At 57.1% G+C, this 17,129-nt stretch carries 13 protein-coding genes; all 13 read right to left on the bottom strand.

What is annotated here, in order from left to right:
• Positions 1 to 45: 45 nt before the first annotated feature.
• Complete coding sequence (locus KCG87_RS02320) at positions 46 to 507, bottom strand: hypothetical protein (protein WP_210556305.1); 462 nt, start codon at positions 505 to 507, stop codon at positions 46 to 48.
• Positions 508 to 516: 9 nt separating this feature from the next.
• Positions 517 to 993, bottom strand: coding sequence for a hypothetical protein (locus KCG87_RS02325; protein WP_246881617.1), 477 nt, complete (start codon positions 991 to 993; stop codon positions 517 to 519).
• On the bottom strand, positions 990 to 1,739 hold the full coding sequence (locus tag KCG87_RS02330) for a lysozyme inhibitor LprI family protein (protein WP_246881616.1): 750 nt from the start codon (positions 1,737 to 1,739) through the stop codon (positions 990 to 992). Before KCG87_RS02330 ends, KCG87_RS02325 begins: the two co-directional genes overlap by 4 nt.
• 269 nt (positions 1,740 to 2,008) lie before the next feature.
• The gene (locus KCG87_RS02335) at positions 2,009 to 2,917 is read right to left on the bottom strand and encodes a tetratricopeptide repeat protein (RefSeq protein WP_210556303.1); all 909 of its coding nucleotides are present in this window, start codon (positions 2,915 to 2,917) and stop codon (positions 2,009 to 2,011) included.
• On the bottom strand, positions 2,907 to 6,029 hold the full coding sequence (locus KCG87_RS02340; RefSeq protein ID WP_246881615.1) for a calcium-binding protein: 3,123 nt from the start codon (positions 6,027 to 6,029) through the stop codon (positions 2,907 to 2,909). Before KCG87_RS02340 ends, KCG87_RS02335 begins: the two co-directional genes overlap by 11 nt.
• A 15-nt stretch (positions 6,030 to 6,044) precedes the next feature.
• Positions 6,045 to 7,040: a sel1 repeat family protein gene (locus KCG87_RS02345; protein ID WP_348983720.1), complete on the bottom strand. Its 996-nt coding sequence runs from the start codon at positions 7,038 to 7,040 to the stop codon at positions 6,045 to 6,047.
• Between the two features lie 28 nt (positions 7,041 to 7,068).
• Complete coding sequence (locus tag KCG87_RS02350) at positions 7,069 to 9,105, bottom strand: type VI secretion system tip protein VgrG (RefSeq protein WP_210556300.1); 2,037 nt, start codon at positions 9,103 to 9,105, stop codon at positions 7,069 to 7,071.
• A gap of 28 nt (positions 9,106 to 9,133) precedes the next feature.
• On the bottom strand, positions 9,134 to 10,135 hold the full coding sequence (locus tag KCG87_RS02355) for a serine/threonine-protein kinase (RefSeq protein WP_027610390.1): 1,002 nt from the start codon (positions 10,133 to 10,135) through the stop codon (positions 9,134 to 9,136).
• On the bottom strand, positions 10,132 to 10,860 hold the full coding sequence (locus KCG87_RS02360) for a PP2C family serine/threonine-protein phosphatase (protein ID WP_027610389.1): 729 nt from the start codon (positions 10,858 to 10,860) through the stop codon (positions 10,132 to 10,134). Before KCG87_RS02360 ends, KCG87_RS02355 begins: the two co-directional genes overlap by 4 nt.
• On the bottom strand, positions 10,860 to 14,399 hold the full coding sequence (tssM, locus tag KCG87_RS02365; RefSeq protein ID WP_210556299.1) for a type VI secretion system membrane subunit TssM: 3,540 nt from the start codon (positions 14,397 to 14,399) through the stop codon (positions 10,860 to 10,862). Before tssM ends, KCG87_RS02360 begins: the two co-directional genes overlap by 1 nt.
• Positions 14,400 to 14,412: 13 nt before the next feature.
• Positions 14,413 to 15,288: a type IVB secretion system protein IcmH/DotU gene (icmH, locus tag KCG87_RS02370; protein WP_003229559.1), complete on the bottom strand. Its 876-nt coding sequence runs from the start codon at positions 15,286 to 15,288 to the stop codon at positions 14,413 to 14,415.
• Between the two features lie 5 nt (positions 15,289 to 15,293).
• Entirely contained in the window at positions 15,294 to 16,625 is a 1,332-nt protein-coding gene (tssK, locus tag KCG87_RS02375) for a type VI secretion system baseplate subunit TssK (protein WP_007962327.1), read from the bottom strand.
• A gap of 2 nt (positions 16,626 to 16,627) precedes the next feature.
• Positions 16,628 to 17,128 carry a type VI secretion system lipoprotein TssJ gene (tssJ, locus tag KCG87_RS02380; RefSeq protein WP_007962325.1) on the bottom strand — a complete coding sequence of 167 codons (501 nt, stop codon included), beginning with the start codon at positions 17,126 to 17,128 and terminating at the stop codon, positions 16,628 to 16,630.
• Between the last annotated feature and the right edge of the window lies 1 nt (position 17,129).

Here is a 17,129-nt window from a genome sequence, read left to right on the forward strand (position 1 = left end):
AGCTCGCCACAACAAACCGTTTCACTGTGTTCTTCCTTGAGTCATTCAGGCTTTGCGTTTGGAGAACCGGGTGACGCATTGCTTGGTTATGTTCATTTCCCAGTAGGTGCTGAGCAACACTTTACGCTTTTTGTCGACGCGCAAATTAACGAATCCATCGCCGCAATCCGGCTGCAATTCTTCGAAGGTGCCGATTCTGGCTTGGTAAATGAACACCCGGTAGTAGTCGTAAGTACCCATGCCGTCATCAAGCTGCCAGATCGCGAAATCCTGAGCGCCGTCGAAATTGAAATCGTCGAACTGCATGTGGAGTTCGTTTACGGCTTCAAAATCGACCGTCCGCGACTCGTGATGCGTTTCGCCTTTAACCGCGACGTTCAGCGTGGAGCCTTTGAGAACCAGCGTTGTTTCAACGCCTTGGGTTGGGCTGAACGTAGCGGTTTCGGCTAGCGACGGGATCGTCCACAGCAGGCCCAGCAGTGATAACGCTAAAGTTTTGAAATGCATGTACTCGCCCTATTCCCACTTGCATCCGGACTCCGGAGAGGAGTCGATGCTGGTATTGATTCCGAAGCTGTACACCTTGCCGTTGGACTGCTTTGTGTAAGACATCGAGACGATCTGCGAGCCTTGTGTCATTAACTCATAAGTGCCCGTGACCTCGCCGTTGATGACTTCGGACCAAGTTCTGGTGTGCTGCCAAGGCGCGTCCGGATCGAGGATTTCATTCTGAGAATCCGTCAACACAATGGAAATAGGCTCGCTGGATTTGGCGTACTTCACAAAACCACCGGACCATTTGCTGGCTTCGTCATAGTAGGTACGGAGTTCGAACTTTACCGGGCTCGATTGGGATAGTTCGAAGCAAAGTGATTCGGTGGTGACTGCGCTTTGAGCGCCTAAAGGAAATAGCGCAAAAAAGAGAAAGAAAAGTTTATGCATGCTCATCCAAGTCGTCGCTTTCGCGCGAATGCTCTGGCTTGTCCGTTTCAACGTCTGCTCTTGTCCGGTGCCAAAGCCAATTGGCGAGCACGCTCTATCGTCGCGCGAATTAGGCAGGCATCGGACCACTCACCGAAAACAGATTTATACGATTTCGGGTCGGCCTGGCACTCCGCATCTCGAAATTTCATCCAGGCTCTTTGAGTTTCCCTCAGTGCTTTCTGACCGCTTTCGTCCAGCCGACTCATACGATCCCGATATACAGAGTTCAACAATGCATCCGCGTCAGGAACCATCAGATCAAGAACACCATTTCCCGAGGGAAACCACTCAACGTCCGCCAATGCCTGTTCGCTTTCATTGTTCCAATTGTAGAGGCCGTTTTCTTCGATCTTCAGTGTGGCGGATCGCTGATGGTGATTCGTCGGATCACTCTCGCTGACCTCCGAGCGATAAACAATTTCCAAATAGATAGGGTCGGTTGTTCGCTGAGGATCATTCAATAGCGTTTGCCGAACAATGGCCCGTTGCTTTTTGCTCTCAGTGATCTCTATCGAAAAGCACGGATCCGGCCCAGGACGTTCTGCGGACGCCTTCCTCTCCAGGCATTGATTACGAACCGCCATGGAAGGGCTATCCGAACCGCCACCCACATCAACGACTCTGACAAGCAACCGGACTTCCGGATCCTCGGAAAAGTCGGCCTGAAGGATGGTGGCAATCATCGTGCCCTCAGCCATGACCACAGGCGACAGTATTGAAAGTAAAATAATGAGACTGAATCTGAAAATCTGCATTCCTTGGCGTCCGTAAAAAAGTCAGTGACCCGTTCAATTCTGAACGGGTTTGCGACAGAAAATAGAGTCAGAACCGACAAACGGGCCAGATCTATTTAAGTTCTCAACCAAATTCAAAGCGGTCGAGCGCAAAAAATAAATCCGGCTCCTTTACCAGAACAGATCCATTAAAGCTTCGTAGTAAACGTCCCATCAAACAATAACGTTTCTAAGGCCTAGTCATGACCCGTGAGCCTTAACAGAAGAAGAGAAGTCTGCAACTTCTTCTATTACTGCGTTGTAGCACGCTGCCTAACCCGATCAGGAACCTTGGCTTGCTTGCCATTCTCGCTCATGAGATCGGTGTATACCTTATAGTTCTTTCCAGCGGATGCTTTATCACCCGCCTCCCAATAAGCATCTGCGAGATTAAGATAGGCAACTGTCCGCTTCGGATTTTCTGAAATAACTTTTTTCAAGAGCCAAATTGCGTCGGAATTGAAGCCTGCTTGCTGCCAAAAAAATGCTACGTCATTGAACACTTGTTGGCTGGCAGAAGAGTAACCATACTCACCAATGTAGCGTTCAATAAAATTACGTTTCGGAAAGCGAGAAAATCTTGCTTTATCCTTATAAAGGCGCGACGTGGCGTTTTTGAACTCGACCAAAAGTTCTTCTTTTATATTTTTCTCAACACCAGAAACCATTTCTAGCTTACTCAGACATTCAGCGCTTTCACATTTCTGCGCTTCATCATGTTCAAGCACTGAATAGCAATATGGTTGTGGTTGCCCAGCGGAGCTAGGACCTTTCTGTATATACACCAGACTTTCACCACTTGCATTAATTGGTTGGCAATAAGGAACCACACCGAAAGCGTCAGGTACTCCGGATTTATTTTTGATAATATCCACGCCACTTACGATCTTGCTCGCATCAAGTGTTTGCACCTTTCCGTCAGCACTCAAAATCCAGAAGCTGTTTTCCTGAGAGCTACAGTTACATTCACAGCTCAATATATAACTCTGGCTCCTGATATCAAACTTTGCCTTTGGAACGCCATCAGAACCACAGAAGTTCTCAGAAATAGCCACTGAGCAAATATTGGTATCAGGATCGCATGCCAGCTTTTTCCCTTCGCTCCACGCTGGAGACGAAAAAAAAATCAAAATAATAAACCAGCGAAATTTAAAGCTCACAGATGTCACCCTCTACGATTATTCCGTAATTGCCATTTTCTCGCGTGGCAGTATTGCCACTCATTGTAGCGGTATACTTTTGCCCCTGAATGATTCCCATCCGGCGACTGAAGGCATCGGCCCTATACGCCTCTGAGGCTTTTTCCGCTCGTTTTTTACAGACAAAAATCAGTAGCTCTTTTTGGGTAGTAATATTAGCACTAGGGAACTCGGTTCTAATAAGCTGCTCCGCCTTCGCGAGATGATTTTGCTGAACACACAAGTCGTATAGCGCACAGTAAGTACGCAGTTGAATTTTCACCATCAGATTCGGTGCCAATTCGCGCATCAACTTGATACAAGCCATCACATTCTCATTATATTTCGCCGCATGATTCAGCTGAATCTTTTGAAACGCTTCGACCTCGCCAAGCTTCTTGAAAGCCGATTTCCATCCTGCATTGTTGCTGGCGATTACTCCCGTCGCCCAACTCATTTGGGCGGCGGTATTCGCAGAGTTCAACGAATTTATCAGTGTCTGGAAATTCATGTTGGCACCAAAACATCCGTCAAACGTGGCTTGATCTGCTCCACGCATCTCCAGCAGAACTGGCCCTAACGTGCCCTGCCCGAAGTTCCACTGAATAACACCGAAAGACATGCCTTGACCATCGAAATTACCGGCCAGTGCCTCATAATCCAACTTGCTCTTTCCTTCGTATCCGGAGGAAACCAATAGTGCGATTTCTTTGGCCTTGTTGAGTGGAATGCAAACGGCCGACAGCGCATTCGCTACAAAGGCAATCGAATGGAAATGCCATATCAAGTCGGTACTGATAGCAGCCTTTTCTTTCAGTTCATCCCAAAACACATAGCTGCTGATCCTTTCTTTCTCATGCTTCAGTGTCTTCGGGGCGTGCTCAAGCTCGGTATCAAGCCGGCTCCATTTTGGAGCATCTGCTTTCGCTTTCCACTCCGTCGGATGATGTGCAACCAGCTTGGACCATTGCGACCGCGTATCAGGGTTTTTCAACGCCTCGGCCAACTCGGCCGGATCGACGTCGCCGCTCTGGTCTTTATCGACCTTCGTGAACAGATCCTGAAAGAACGCAGGCATGTCCTTCGGATCGAGAAACCCGTCCGCTGTCGCATTGGTTTCTTCGACGATCTGAAACCCCAGCTTTTCCCAATCATGCTGAGTGATAATTTGTGCGCCCACTTTCTTGACTAGACCATTGACGGCCTGAGCATTGTCAGTAACGGTCACATCGTAGTAATCGTCGGTACCCACCTTGATGACCGGCGTCTTGTTCAAATCAACTGCATGTTCCTTTTTCAGCACCGTACTGTCTGTCGCAGGTGCTTTTTTCTTCAGATCGCTTCCGGCTGGCAAGTACAGGTATTGCTTGCCGATCTTCAGACCAGCCGTATTCTTGAGGAAGTCTTTTACGTCTGCTTCAGCAGTGAATATCTCGACGTGCACTTGATACTTACTCGCTACACCGCCATCTTCGCCGGTCAGGTTTTCAGTCAATCCCAGGTAGCCAATCGGATCTCCAGCCTTGATTCCAATGCTTGCGGACTCCACAGAGTCAAAGCTGCTCGGGATTACATCCCAAGCAACAAAGTCGTTTTCCACAATTGCCCAGAAGCTGGGAGGAAGGTTTCCATCCCCAGCCAAGCTACCGCTGCTCGTACATTTCGCCATTCGACGAATTGTCCCTGCAACATTGAGGTTCAGTACCTCTTTGCTTTCAAATTCCACCGAACTTTGAGGGTTAAGTTGCAGTGAGCCAATCTTATCACCGGCATTCTGCCCATTTTGGGCAGAGATAGGACCCTGATAAAGATCCAATCTTGTCAACGCGGTTCCTTTCACCTTACCTTGCCAATATTTTGGCTTTAAACGCTCCGGGATCGGGTCTGCCAGCCATATACGTGCGGGTTTGGAGTTTTTGTAGGGTTCTCCGTCTTTCAAATATGCGAACCAGACCTCCTTTCCAGTCTCGCGAACTTTGTGACCGTTCTTTTTAACGCTACCTGAAAGAATTTTCCCTTTCGCATAGGTAACGTTGCCTAGGGCCTTTTGATCCAGTATTTCAAGTTTGGTCCCCGCAACGAGCTTGCCAACGTTCTGAACGCTACTGGATTCAGGGAAATCGTCGTAAGCGTTGAAGTCACTTACCTTCATGGTCACTTGAGGCTTCGGAGTTTCTTCCTCAGTCAGCGGATAACGCTTGAAGGGCAGAAGGTGCATGTACAAGCTGTAGAAATTCAGCTTGTTTTGCTTGCCTTTATTCGGTCCTTCTTCTGGGTTTGGCGCAGATTTGTACTCATGTCGCACCAAACAAAACGAGTTGGAATACTGCAGTTTTTTCTCATTTTCGCCGAACGTAGATTCTAGATAGTCTTCGTTAAGCCGATAGGCCACAACCTCGCCGTCAGCCATGCAGCGGATCGGTTCGTTCAAGATGCATTGAGGGGCACTGGCATTGCTAATGTGAATACCACCATGCCAGAACTTATTACTGCCCAAGAGATAGTGGCCCGATGTTTCTTTTTCTAGTGCTTTATATATTTCGTCGGCGCTCTCGAATTGCTTCCCGTCCGCCTTTCTGAACGGGTATTGAAAACTCATGAGCGGTGATCCTGCCGGAGCCGGGGTCGCTGCAGGGGCCGGAGCAGGAGCAGGCGTCGGTTGCGCACCGCTCCTATACTCCGCCTTAGGCCGGAGGTACTTGTTTGGCATCGGCCAATAGCCGCTGCCCTCACCGTACTTTGCGGACTTTGGCCCGGTCGAACTCTGTGAGCCAAAAAAATTTCCCTTGACCCGATTAGCGTCCATGTCCTCGATCACACCGGTATGGTGCATACCTGTCCATAGCGCGATATCACCCGGCTGAACGCTGTTAAGGGCAATGAACTCGAAATGCGTGGTGTCTGTCGCAAGTTGACTTGTAGTGCGGTAGGGGATGTCATACCCCGCATCACGGAGCATTAGGTTTAGTAAGTGAGAACAATCAATTTCCTTCCGACCGTTACCGTTTTCGTCCGCAGATCCGCCCTTACCATAGCCGTATTCGTATCCGCTGTAAGGGTATTTGGCGCGCTGTTCAAGTAGACCCGTGCTCATTGATAGCATCCTGCTTTAAAGGCAATGAATTGAATTATTTGCGGTAATGCCTTGGGTGCTTAGTCGTTCGACGCCTCTAGCACCTGCCTCATTGCCTTTCTTGTCGGCCTCCTGATAACACGCCATCGCCCGAGCCAAATCACTAGGGATGATTGCGCCGGCTTCATAGGCGCCGCCTAGTTGAATCAATGCACTCGGGGAACCGAGCCGGGCAGAGCTTACAAGAGCCCCCAGTGACTTTTCTGGATTTACACAGGCTCGCTTCTCTTCGTAATTGCCTTCATCGCAATAGAAGTCAGCAAGGGCAATCCCTGCTTCAGGTACGCTCTTGGCAGCTGACTCCAGTAGTTGAAGGATCTTTACGTTTTCCAACCGCGGCGCTTGACCTGAAAGGCTGATACCCGCTGCTGCGAAAGCCGCCTCCGCGGAGCCTTGGTCTGCCCCATGCAAATAACTGTTCAGAGCAGAAATGTACAACTGGCTGGAAGAGGAGGATTCGATATCGATAGCCAGTTGGTTATACATCGCCCCTCTTTTTAGTGCGCGCTCAGCCGGTGAAGCCTTTAACTTCGGGTATTGAGCATCAAGTGCAGACTCAAGCGACCAGTCTTCAGCACGGCTCAATATCCAACAGTCGTTATGTTTGAAAGTGAAGATCTTAAGTACTTCACCGTTTGAATCGCGAACAATCACATTGTTTGGCAGCTGGACTTGCATGCTCAGCCCAGACTTCGCGATGTTGGCAGGAGCAAGCATCACCAGCGATTGAAGGTCCAACACCCTCGACTTTCGCTCCACCACTCGCGGCTTTGACTCGGTGGAGACTACCTTTTGCTCGATCACGGGCGAGGCGATAAACGCTTGCTGCACCTCAGGCTTGGACGAGAACTCTTTTACGAAATCTGCGAAGTTGTCGCTCGGGCATTGCACGGTGCTAGATTGTGCCGCAAAGGCGTCTGAACAAAACCCAAACGCCAAAAGCACCAGACATTGCAGCTTGAATTGACGCACTCGATTGTTCCTTGTCATCACGAACTCATCACTCAGAAAACACAAAAAAAGCCTTCGGCTTAACCTTCTCAGGCACCGCATTCCCCAACGCCTGATCCATCAAACTCCCCGCCTTATCCTTATCCGCCGCCCCCGGCAGCACCGGCGGTTTAATCCCGATCCCGGTGCCATTCCCCGGCGAGCCCCCGGCATTAATCTTCACCACCGGCCCAACCACGGTCACACCACCACCATCAAGCTTGATAAAGCTCCCACCCCCCAGGATGGTCAGCTCCGTCCCCGCCTCGATAACAATCTTGTCCCCAGCCTTGAGGTGAATCTCTTTCCCCACGCTGGTCAGTTGTGCCGTGCCCAGCTTCACATGCTGGTTCTGCCCAACCGTCAGGTGGTCATCCAGCTTCGCTTCAACCTTGCGGTCGGAAATCGTGGTGCGATGTTCTTCGGCCTTCAGCTCGGTGTAGGTGTTCTTCACCACCGTGTCATGACGTTCGTTGCCGACGCGGATTTTCTGGTCGTGCTCGATGTTTTCGTCCCAGTCGCGCTGGGCGTGGATGTAGATCTGCTCCGCACCCTTTTTGTCTTCAATGCGCAGTTCGTTGTAACCGCCGCCACCCGGGGAGCTAAGGGTCTTGAACACGCTGCGGGTTTTGTTTGCCGGCAGGGCGTACGGCACCGGGTTTTCCTTGTGGTACAGGCAGCCGGTGACGAGGGGTTGGTCGGGGTCGCCTTCGAGGAAGGTGACGAGGACTTCCATGCCGATGCGCGGGATGCTGATCGCGCCGTAGCGGTCGCCGGCCCAGGAGCTGGAGACGCGCAGCCAGCAGCTGGTTTTGTCGTCGGCCAAGCCTTCGCGGTCCCAGTGGAACTGGACTTTGATGCGGCCGTATTGGTCGCAGTGGATTTCTTCGCCTTTGGGGCCGGTGACCATGGCGGTCTGGCTGCCGAGCACCCGCGGTTTGGGGTGCTCGAGGGCCGGGCGGTAGAACACGTCCCACGGGGTGGCGAGGAAGGTGTTGCGGTAGCCCTGGTGGAAGTCGTCCTTATTGTCGGTGGTGTCGCTGGTCACGCCTTCTTCGAGGACTTGCGGCTGTTTGCCTTCGTGGAAGATTTCGGTGAGCAGCCACAGGTCGTTCCACTCGCTGCGCGGGTGGTCGGACAGGGCCATGAAGTGGCCGCTGACCAGTTTGGTCTGGTCGCCGCGACCTTCGGCCTGGCGGTAGTCGGCGCGATGGCGTTCGAGGGCGCGCTGGCTGAGGAGCTTGCCGCGCGCGCGGTCGATGAATCGGCCCGGGTAGTCGTAGTCTTCGAGATCCGGTTCAGTGCTCTCGCCATCGGGTTTGTACGCGGCTTCCATTTGCAAGCGCGGTTTTTCAAAGTCGTAATCGCGGCGCGTGGTGCGGCTGGTGCGGGTTTCCAGGCGCATTTTGAAGCCTTTGATCACCGGTTCTTCGGCGACCATGCCGCTGCCCTGTATGTAGGCGGTCGGCTGGCCGAGGTCGGGGAACACGGTCTGGTCGTCGCCGAACACCAGCAGGTGAGCCTTTTCGCTGTGCTGGAAGTGGTAGTGAATACCCTCCTCTTCGCACAGGCGCTGGACGAAGTGCAGGTCGGTTTCGTCGTACTGCACGCAGTAGTCGCGATCCGGGCACGGCTGGCTCAGTTGGAAGCTGTAGGCGTTGCCCTTGATCCCGTGTTCGTCGAGGATCAGCGCGATGATTTTCGGCGCCGACATCTGCTGGTAGATGCGCTGGTTGGTGCGGTGATGCAGGTATTGCAGCTGCGGCACCAGCGAGACCTTGTAGCGGGTCAGGCGCTTGCCGGCATCGCCCTGGGCGACGCGGTAGATCTGCCCGTGGATGCCCGAGCCCTGTGGATCGAACGCGAGGAACGCCTGCTTGTGCAGGAGTTTTTCCAGGTCCAGATCGGGGTTTTCGCTGACCAGTTCGAGGTCGAAACGAAACGGCTGGCTGATGCCTTCAGTGCCGGTGAACGACAGCACTTGCAGGTCGCCCACGTAGTCTTCGACCTTGAGGCTGAAGTGGGTTTCGTTAGCTGGGTTGAACATAAAGCGCTCCCTGTTCGAATGTCGTCCGTTACGCCCGAAGTCGCAACCGTTGCAGCCAGGACGAAGTGGCGCCCAAGGCGTCACGCAATTGGTCGGCAGTGATGGTGCGTTCTGCCGCATTGAAGCTCAGCGCGGTTCGCAGCGCTGGCCAGCCGTGTTTCGGTAAGTTCGCCGGGGCTTGCAGCTCGCGCTCCAGGTGCTCGTCGCGGGCCTGGGTCGAGGGCAAGCGGCGGAACGGGTGTTTGCCGCTCGCCAGTTCATAGATCACGCAGGCCACGCCGTACACGTCCGCGCTGGCCGACAACGGTTGGCCCTCAAGCAGTTCGGGGGCGGCGTAGCCCGGGGTCCAGGCGTTGAAACGCTCGCGGCTCAGGTGCGGCAGGCCGGGCAACACGCCCTCGTCTGCCTGACCGAGACCGAAGTCGAACAGGCGCAGGCCGTCTTCGCTGAGCATGACGTTGCTCGGTTTCATGTCACCGTGCAGCACGCCGCGACGGTGGGCGTAGGCCAGCGTATCGAGCAGCGGCAGCGCGATGTCGCGCGTTTCTTTCCACGGCAGGCCGAGGGGCCGCTCGCAGAGCAATTTGTCCAGGGTCAGGCCACGCATGTATTCCATGGTGATGAAGGCCCGCTGGCAGTCGGTGTCGACTTCAAAAGTGTGCGCACGCACGACGTTGTCGTGGCGCAGGCGTCGGGTCAGGGCGAACTCGCTGTAAAGCAAGGCACTGGCGTCCGGCGATTCGGCAAATTCTTCGCTGAGGATTTTCAGCGCAATGTAAGGGTCGGGATCGCCGAACTGTTCGTGCAGCAGATCCCGTGCCCGATAGACCGCACCCATGCCGCCCGCCCCGAGCAGACGCTCGAGGTGGTAACGGCCGGCGAGTACGTCCGGCAATGCACCGATGCTGGCCTTGGTCGGCGCCAGCAACGGCTCGGCGTTGTTTGCCTTGGCGAAGGCGAAGTAGGTCAGGTTGCTGGCCTGCTCTTCGCTCATCAGCAAGTCATCGACTGAGGATTCGATTTCAGTCATTGGCGGATCACCACGGCAGTCAGGTTGTCCCGGGCGGCGCCACGCAGGGCGCCGTCGAACAGACGTTCCAGCGCCACATGCGGCGCGCTGAGGCTGAGGGCGTTGCCCAGGGCATCGCTGCTCAGGCCCTGATACAAACCATCGCTGCACAGCAAAAACGCATCGCCCGGATAGACCTCGAGTTCGAGGACATCCAGGGTCAGCTGTTCGGCGGCACCGACGGCGCGGGTCAAGGCCTGAGCCGCCGGGTGCGCTGCCGCCTGTTCGACGCTCATCTGTTGCTCGTCGATCAGTTGCTGTTGCAGCGAATGATCCTTGGACAGCTGATACAGCCGCTGCCCACGCCACATATAGCAACGGCTGTCGCCAGCCCAGATGCAGGCCGCGCGATTGCCCTCCACCAGCAGCGCCACGACGGTGCTGCCCATGATGCTGTCGTGACGCCCGGCGGTGACCGTCAATTCCTGCCCCAAACGCCGGTTCAGCCAGTGCAGGCACTGGCGAATGGCTTTGAGGCGTTCGTCGAAGTCCTCGTGTTGCGGCAGTTCAGCCAGGCTGGCGACGATCAACTGGCTGGCGATGTCGCCACCCTGATGACCGCCCATGCCGTCCGCGACCACCCACAGCCCCTGCTGTGGCGAGTCGAGGAAGGCATCTTCGTTGCGCGCCCGCACCTTGCCCGGGTCGGTACGCGCCGCGCTGCGCCAGGGACTGGCCACCAGCATCAGAGCTGCACCGGCATACGGAAGGTACGCAGCACGCCCATGTCGAACGGGTTCGGCGTGCGTTGGCTGGTCAGCAGGTAGTTGGCGCGCAGGCCACCCACGTCGGCTTTGAGCACCAGCACGTCGCGACCGGTCAGGTACTCGGTCTGCATCAGGTCGAACAGACGGAACAGCGACCATGGGCCGGAGTTCTTCTCGATGCCGATCGGACGCCCCGCCATCTTGTCCATCACCAGGCTGGTGCGACCGTCTTCAGCATCGGTCGGCCACTTGAACGTCATTGGCAGGATCGGACCGTGGCGGTACTCCATGGTCTTGTCGCCGAACTTGAACTCGGAACGGCTCACCGCCGGATCGAGGGTGTACGGCTCCAGTTTGAACTGCACGGTCGGCTCGGCCGGGTTGATCGAGAAGAAGCTCTGGCGAATGGTCAGGGCTGCGGCCATCTGGTCGAGGTACATCTTCGATACCGGCAGGCTGTGACCGTCGACGCTGCGCATCCGGTAGTTGCCCGGATCACCGCTGACGAACGGACGCATGTAGCTGTCGAAGAAGCGGTCGACGGTGCCTTGAGCGCGGAAGAACTCGCGGAAGTCGCTGATCGCCACGTCGCTGGTGCTGCTGGCGCTGAACGGATAACGCTTGCTGATGGTTTTGCCATACACGCTGTACAGCTCGTTCTGATAACGGCCGTTCAGGTATTGGTAAGCGTCGTTAAGCACCAGGCGCCACGAGTCTTCGGCCAGCACGTTGAACCACACGCTCAGCGGACGCGGCAGGCGACCCGAGGCTGCACGCAGGTTGGTCAGCGCATCACGCTGGCCGCTCATGCGGGTTTTCGCCATTTCGAACGCGGCTTGTTCCGGCGTGCTGGAACGGGCCAGACCGGACAGTTGCAGTTGCAGGTCGTTGAGCGCGCTGATGGCCGGGGTCAGGTCAGCGGCCGGGCCGTTGTTGTCATCGAGCAAACGGTGCAGCGGCTCGAAGCGGCGTTGCAGCGACTTCTTCGCGGTGTCCGGCAGGCTTTTCGCCACGGCCATCGCCGAAGCCTTGTCGGCGACAGCCGAGGCCAGTTTGCCGACCTTGCCCAGTTTGCCCTTCTGCCCGGCCAGTGCATCGGCGGCATCACCGGCTTCATCCACCGGATCGGCGGCGGCCGGGAAGCGCGTGTTCTCGCGCACTTCAGTGAGCAACGCCAGCACCGGCGAGTTGGCTGAAGTCAGGCCCGCCAGTTGCTCGGCGCCTTCACCGGCGTCGCTGATCGGCGGCAAGGCCACCTGGCCAACGGCTTCGCTCCAGTAGTTGGCGTAGTCGCGGAAGTACAGTTGCTCCAGTTCGACCATCAGGCGACGCAAGTCCATGTCGCTGATGCCCGCGCCTTCGCCCAGCACCCAGTTGTCACGCAGGATGTCGGTGACCAGCGCCGAACCCTGCACCGAGAAGTACTGCTGATAACCCTGCTGGGTGTAGAAGCCCGGGATCACATATTCGGTGCCGATGAACAGCGAGCCCTGCGGGCCGAGGTGTTGGCTGAAACGGTATTCCGGCAGGTTGCGCGCCTGCTCGCGGAGCATGCGGTACACCACGGTAGCCAGCGATTCGGCGCGCAGCACCTGACGTGCCTGAGTCACCAGTTGATCGTTCAGCGGGTAGATGAACGGCTGCTTCAGCAGGCGCTCAAGGTGGGTGTTCAGACCATTCTGCACCGCGGTGTTGCCGGTGTAGCGCTGCGACCAGTCAGTGGCGACCCAGTCCTTGAGCCACACGGCGTCACGACGGTCTTTCATGTTCAGCATCAGGTACGCACGCAGGCTGTTGAGCAGCTTGTCGCGGTCCTTCATGTTGGCGCGGATCTGCCCTTCGAGCATCGTCGCGACCCGTGGCAGCAATTGTGCTTCGAGCTCATGCTCGTACGCTTGCTTGACCACCGGATTGACGTCTTCGCCCTGATACAGGCCGCCACGCTCGTGGTACGAAACGTCGCCTTTTTTCGGGAACACCTGAGTCGCGGCGTAGCTGGTGTCGAGGGTTTTCAGCACGCCCATCGCGTCATCACGCGGGGTCAGCGACGAACGCTGCTGAGTCCAGTTCTGCGCCAGCGTGCGCAGGTTTTCCAGACGCTCATAGTTGGCCGAGAAACCACCGGCCCAGAGCATGCCGAACAGCGCCAATGCCGCCAGTGCGCCAACGTACAACGCACGCTGACCCCAATGGATGCGGCTGCGCTCGCGTTTGTCGAGGCCGGCCAGATCCGACTCGGGGAAAATCACCCGACTGAACAGATGATGGATGAAGCGCGAACGGCCACTGCGCAGGGTCGGCAGCACGCCGGCATTCATGCCGAGGTTGGCGCCGATGCCGGCGGTGGTTGCGTCCATTTCCTGCGTCAGGTGCGGAGCACTGGTCAGGTAGAAACCCCGCAGCAGCGACGCGCGCTGGTAGCGGTTGCCAGTGAACGCCATGTCGACGAACAGGCACAGGCGCTCGCCGATCTGCCCCAGTTGATGCGGGAAGTCGAGGATGCGGCCACGGCGCTGGGTATCGCGCTCGGAGTGCATGCGCATGATCACCTGATTGTTCAGGCGCCGCAGCAGTTCTTCGAACTCGCCGCGCAGTACCGCGACGTCGGTGCCGACCTGATCCTTGCGGAAACTGGTACCCAGCACCTGATCGCTTTCTTCGCGGGTCAGTTGATCGAAGAACTCGTCGAAACCGAGCAGCTTGTCCGCCTTGCTCAGCACCAGATACACCGGCACATCGACGTGCAGTTTCTGATAGACGTCTTGCAGACGGCCGCGCACCTGGCGCGCCAGGGTGTCGATGTCCTGCTCGCTGCCACCGATCAGCGATTCCACCGGAATGGTCACCAGCACACCGTTCAACGGACGCCCACGACGACGCTTGCGCAGCAGTTCGAGCAAGGTAGTCCAGGCATTGCCGTCGACTTCCGCGTCCGGCTGGGTGGTGTAGCGCCCGGCGGTGTCGATCAGCACACCGTGATCGGCGAAATACCAGTCGCAATGACGGGTGCCGAGGGTGTCGCGGGTCAGCTTGCGGTCGATCTTGTTGATCGGGAATTCCAGCCCGGAGAAGTCCAGCAGACTGGTCTTGCCGGAAGCCTGCGGACCGATCAGCAGGTACCACGGCAAGTCGTTGCGCCAGCGTTCGCTGCGGCCGCGATACAGGCTCGAAGTCTTCAGGGTTTTCAGCGCGTCCTTGAAGCGCGCCTTCAACTCTTTCTGCTCTTCTTCGATCAGCTCGTCACGACGGATGCGATCCTGGCCATCTTCGGTTTCTTCGACGGCTTTCTTGCGGATGCCCGCGCGCCAGCTGACGAAGACCATGGTCAGGCCCCAGATCAGGAACAACACGGCGATGGTCAGCAGACGCGAGGTCGCGCTTTCCCAGAACTTGTAGTCATCCACCGCCAACAACGGGCCGACGAACCACACCAGCAGCGCCACGAACAGCACCAGCAGCAGAGTCCAGACCCAGGTCTGGCGCAGGAAGGCGCCGACTTTCTTGAAAAACTTTTTCATCACACGTCCCTGTTTACGGCTGCGACTGCGGTTGCACCGCGGCCGGATCAAGCGGCTGATAAGGTTGCAGAACGGTGTCGCGCTGCTCGCCCAGGACCCAGGCGAAGCCCGAATACATCACCACCAGGCAGACCAGCGTGAACAGCACCACCATCCACGCCGGCACGATGCGCACCAGGTTGCGGCGCTGGTCGTTGAGGCCTTCCCAGTGCGGCGACAACTCGCGCGGCACGTCGCCACGCAACTGACGGATCTGCCGGTACAGGGCGTCGCGGATGCCTTCAAGCTCAAGCATGCCACGGGCCTGCACGCGGTACTTGCCTTCGAAACCAAGGGACAGGCACAGGTACATCAGCTCGAGCATCGGCAGGTGTTTGACCGGGTTCTTCGACAGCCGATCGAGCAGCTGGAAGAACTTCTCGCCACCGAACGTCTCGTTATGGAAGCTGCTGAGCAGGCTCATCTGCGACCACTCGCTTTCGTTGCCCCACGGCGTGGTCACCACAGCTTCGTCGACCACGGTGCAGAGCACGTAACGCGCGGCCATCACCTGGCTGCTTTCGGCGCCGTTGTGCAACGCGCGCACTTCAAACAGCTTGAGCCCGGCGGTCAGGCGCTCGTTGAGCGCGTAGAGGTCTTCGCGGGTTTCGCTGTGCTTGAGGCGCACCACTTCCGAGAGCAGTTCGGACGACGCCGCCACCAGCGAATTCAGGCTGATGTTGAACGCCTCCGCCGGGCGCAGGCGCGCGGCGTAGATCATCCGTTCTTCCAGTTGCTCGAAGCGCGGCGGCGCGGCGAAGTCGGTCAGCGGACTGGCTGCCGGTCCGTGGCCCTGACGATCGAGCAGGACGGTTTTGTCGTCCTGGTTGTAATCCGTTTCCTTGATCATGTCGGTCAGTTCCTGATGGCCCAGAATTTCAGTTCAAGCTCGGCGAATTCGCCGGACACGTGGAACGCGAAGCCGCCGGAGCGCTCGAGTTGCGCCAGGTCTTCGGAACTGAGTTCGAGGATGAAGTAGGTTTTGTTCGAGTGGAACGCGATCTGCCGCGGGGCCACCGGCAACGGTTTGACCTTGATCCCCGGCAAGTGCAGGTTGACCAGTTGGCGGATACGCTCCACCGGGCCGACCTTGAGGTGCGCCGGCAAGCGGTGGCGCAGTTCTTCGGAGTCGCAGTTGGCACTTGCCGCCAGCACGAACGATGCCGAGCCGAGCAGTTTGTGGTCGTGCAACGGCGACACGATGATGCCGTACTGACGCGCTTGCAGGATCAACTCGATGGCGTGCTGTTCCAGCACCATCGACAGCACCTGACGAATCGCTTCCATCAGTTTGCGGAAGCTCGCGCCCTGATCGGCGTGGGAATAGCGGCTGTCCAGACGCGGGCGCTTGCTGTCGCTGGAGAAGGTCGCCAGATCACCGAGCATGGTCAGCAGCGTGCGGTACAACTCTTCCGGGTGCACCTGCTCCAGACCGAGGTAGTGGCGCAGCAGCAGTTCGGTACGGTTGATCAGTTGCAGCATCATGAAGTCACCGACTTCCGCGCCGCCGACCTTGCCGTTGGAGCGGATCCGCTCGGCAATCGTGTCGCCCCGGTGGTTGAGCATGCTGATGACTTCTTTCAGGCACGACAGCAGATAGCTGGACGCGTGGGCCTGGATGTAGGTCGGCACGAAATCCGGGTCGAGGCTGATCACGCCGTCCGGCGTGGTGTCGAGCACGTCGCAGATCTTCAACTTCACGTAGGCCTGATCGCTCTGCTGCTCGCCGAGCAACAGTTTGAAGTCCGGGCGACCACAGCTGACCTGGCTGGCGGAATCGTCGCCGGCGTTGGAGTCGGCCACTTCGGCGTCGTACGCGGTGTAACGTGCGAGCACGTCGGACTGCTCCGGGCGGCGCGCTTCGATGTGGTTACCGGTGACCAACGGCAGCGCCAGGTAAATCGGCGTGTTACCGGTGTTCGGCGGCACGTCCAGCGCCAGCGGCTCGGTGTTGCCGCCGAGTTCGAACAGGCTGCCGTCCGGCAGGATCCCCGAGGCGGCACTGATCACCAGTTTGCCCATGTTGAGGAACTGCAGGTCGATCTCCAGATTGAGGAAACCCCAGGTGTAGCCACCCAGCAACTGGGTGCGGGTTTTCATCTGGTGATCGTAGTAGCGATCGTTGTGCTGGAAGTGCTGCGGCCGCAGCAACATGCCTTCCTGCCAAATGACTTTATGGGTATTCATGTTCAGTCATCCGCCTTGGCGAGCGCTTCGTGGGTGTTGCGGATACCCGCCTGATCGAGGGTCAGATCAGCTTCGGTCAGCTCCAGCGGCGTGACCTGAACGGTGTAGCGCCACTTGGTTTCCGGCAGATCACGGTACGCAGCGAGGACACCGACGTAGCGGCTGCCCTCCTCCACGCTGAGTTTCATTTCCACGGTTTCACCCGGGCGCAGTTCGAGTTCTTCGCTGGCCACCAGATCCGGGTTGAGGGATTCCTTGGCGCGCTCGTAGAGGCTGAAGAAATCAGCGTTCTCGAAGGTCACCGGGTGCTTGAGTTCGAACAGGCGCACGACGATCGGCGAAGGACGGCCGTTGAGGTCCGGGTTGAGCTGATCGCTGCCGGTCAGCTTCAGATTGATCTTGGTCACTTTCGAGTACGGCGACAGCGACGAGCAACCGGCGAGCAGCACCAGCACGGTGAGCGCAGTCAGCGTCTTGAAAAAAGCGGTCGAGCGGCGAGACATG

It is taken from the genome of Pseudomonas sp. MWU347, from assembly GCF_017947305.1.
Taxonomy (GTDB): Bacteria; Pseudomonadota; Gammaproteobacteria; order Pseudomonadales; family Pseudomonadaceae; genus Aquipseudomonas; species Aquipseudomonas putida_A.

Excerpts from the sequence above, each read along its gene's own strand:
- icmH (WP_003229559.1), bottom strand. The coding sequence starts at position 15,288 with ATGATCAAGGAAACGGATTACAACCAGGACGACAAAACCGTCCTGCTC.
- tssK (WP_007962327.1), bottom strand. The coding sequence starts at position 16,625 with ATGAATACCCATAAAGTCATTTGGCAGGAAGGCATGTTGCTGCGGCCG.
- KCG87_RS02340 (WP_246881615.1), bottom strand. The coding sequence starts at position 6,029 with ATGAGCACGGGTCTACTTGAACAGCGCGCCAAATACCCTTACAGCGGA.
- KCG87_RS02350 (WP_210556300.1), bottom strand. The coding sequence starts at position 9,105 with ATGTTCAACCCAGCTAACGAAACCCACTTCAGCCTCAAGGTCGAAGAC.
- tssM (WP_210556299.1), bottom strand. The coding sequence starts at position 14,399 with ATGAAAAAGTTTTTCAAGAAAGTCGGCGCCTTCCTGCGCCAGACCTGG.
- KCG87_RS02355 (WP_027610390.1), bottom strand. The coding sequence starts at position 10,135 with ATGACTGAAATCGAATCCTCAGTCGATGACTTGCTGATGAGCGAAGAG.
- KCG87_RS02320 (WP_210556305.1), bottom strand. The coding sequence starts at position 507 with ATGCATTTCAAAACTTTAGCGTTATCACTGCTGGGCCTGCTGTGGACG.
- KCG87_RS02330 (WP_246881616.1), bottom strand. The coding sequence starts at position 1,739 with ATGCAGATTTTCAGATTCAGTCTCATTATTTTACTTTCAATACTGTCG.
- tssJ (WP_007962325.1), bottom strand. The coding sequence starts at position 17,128 with ATGTCTCGCCGCTCGACCGCTTTTTTCAAGACGCTGACTGCGCTCACC.
- KCG87_RS02360 (WP_027610389.1), bottom strand. The coding sequence starts at position 10,860 with ATGCTGGTGGCCAGTCCCTGGCGCAGCGCGGCGCGTACCGACCCGGGC.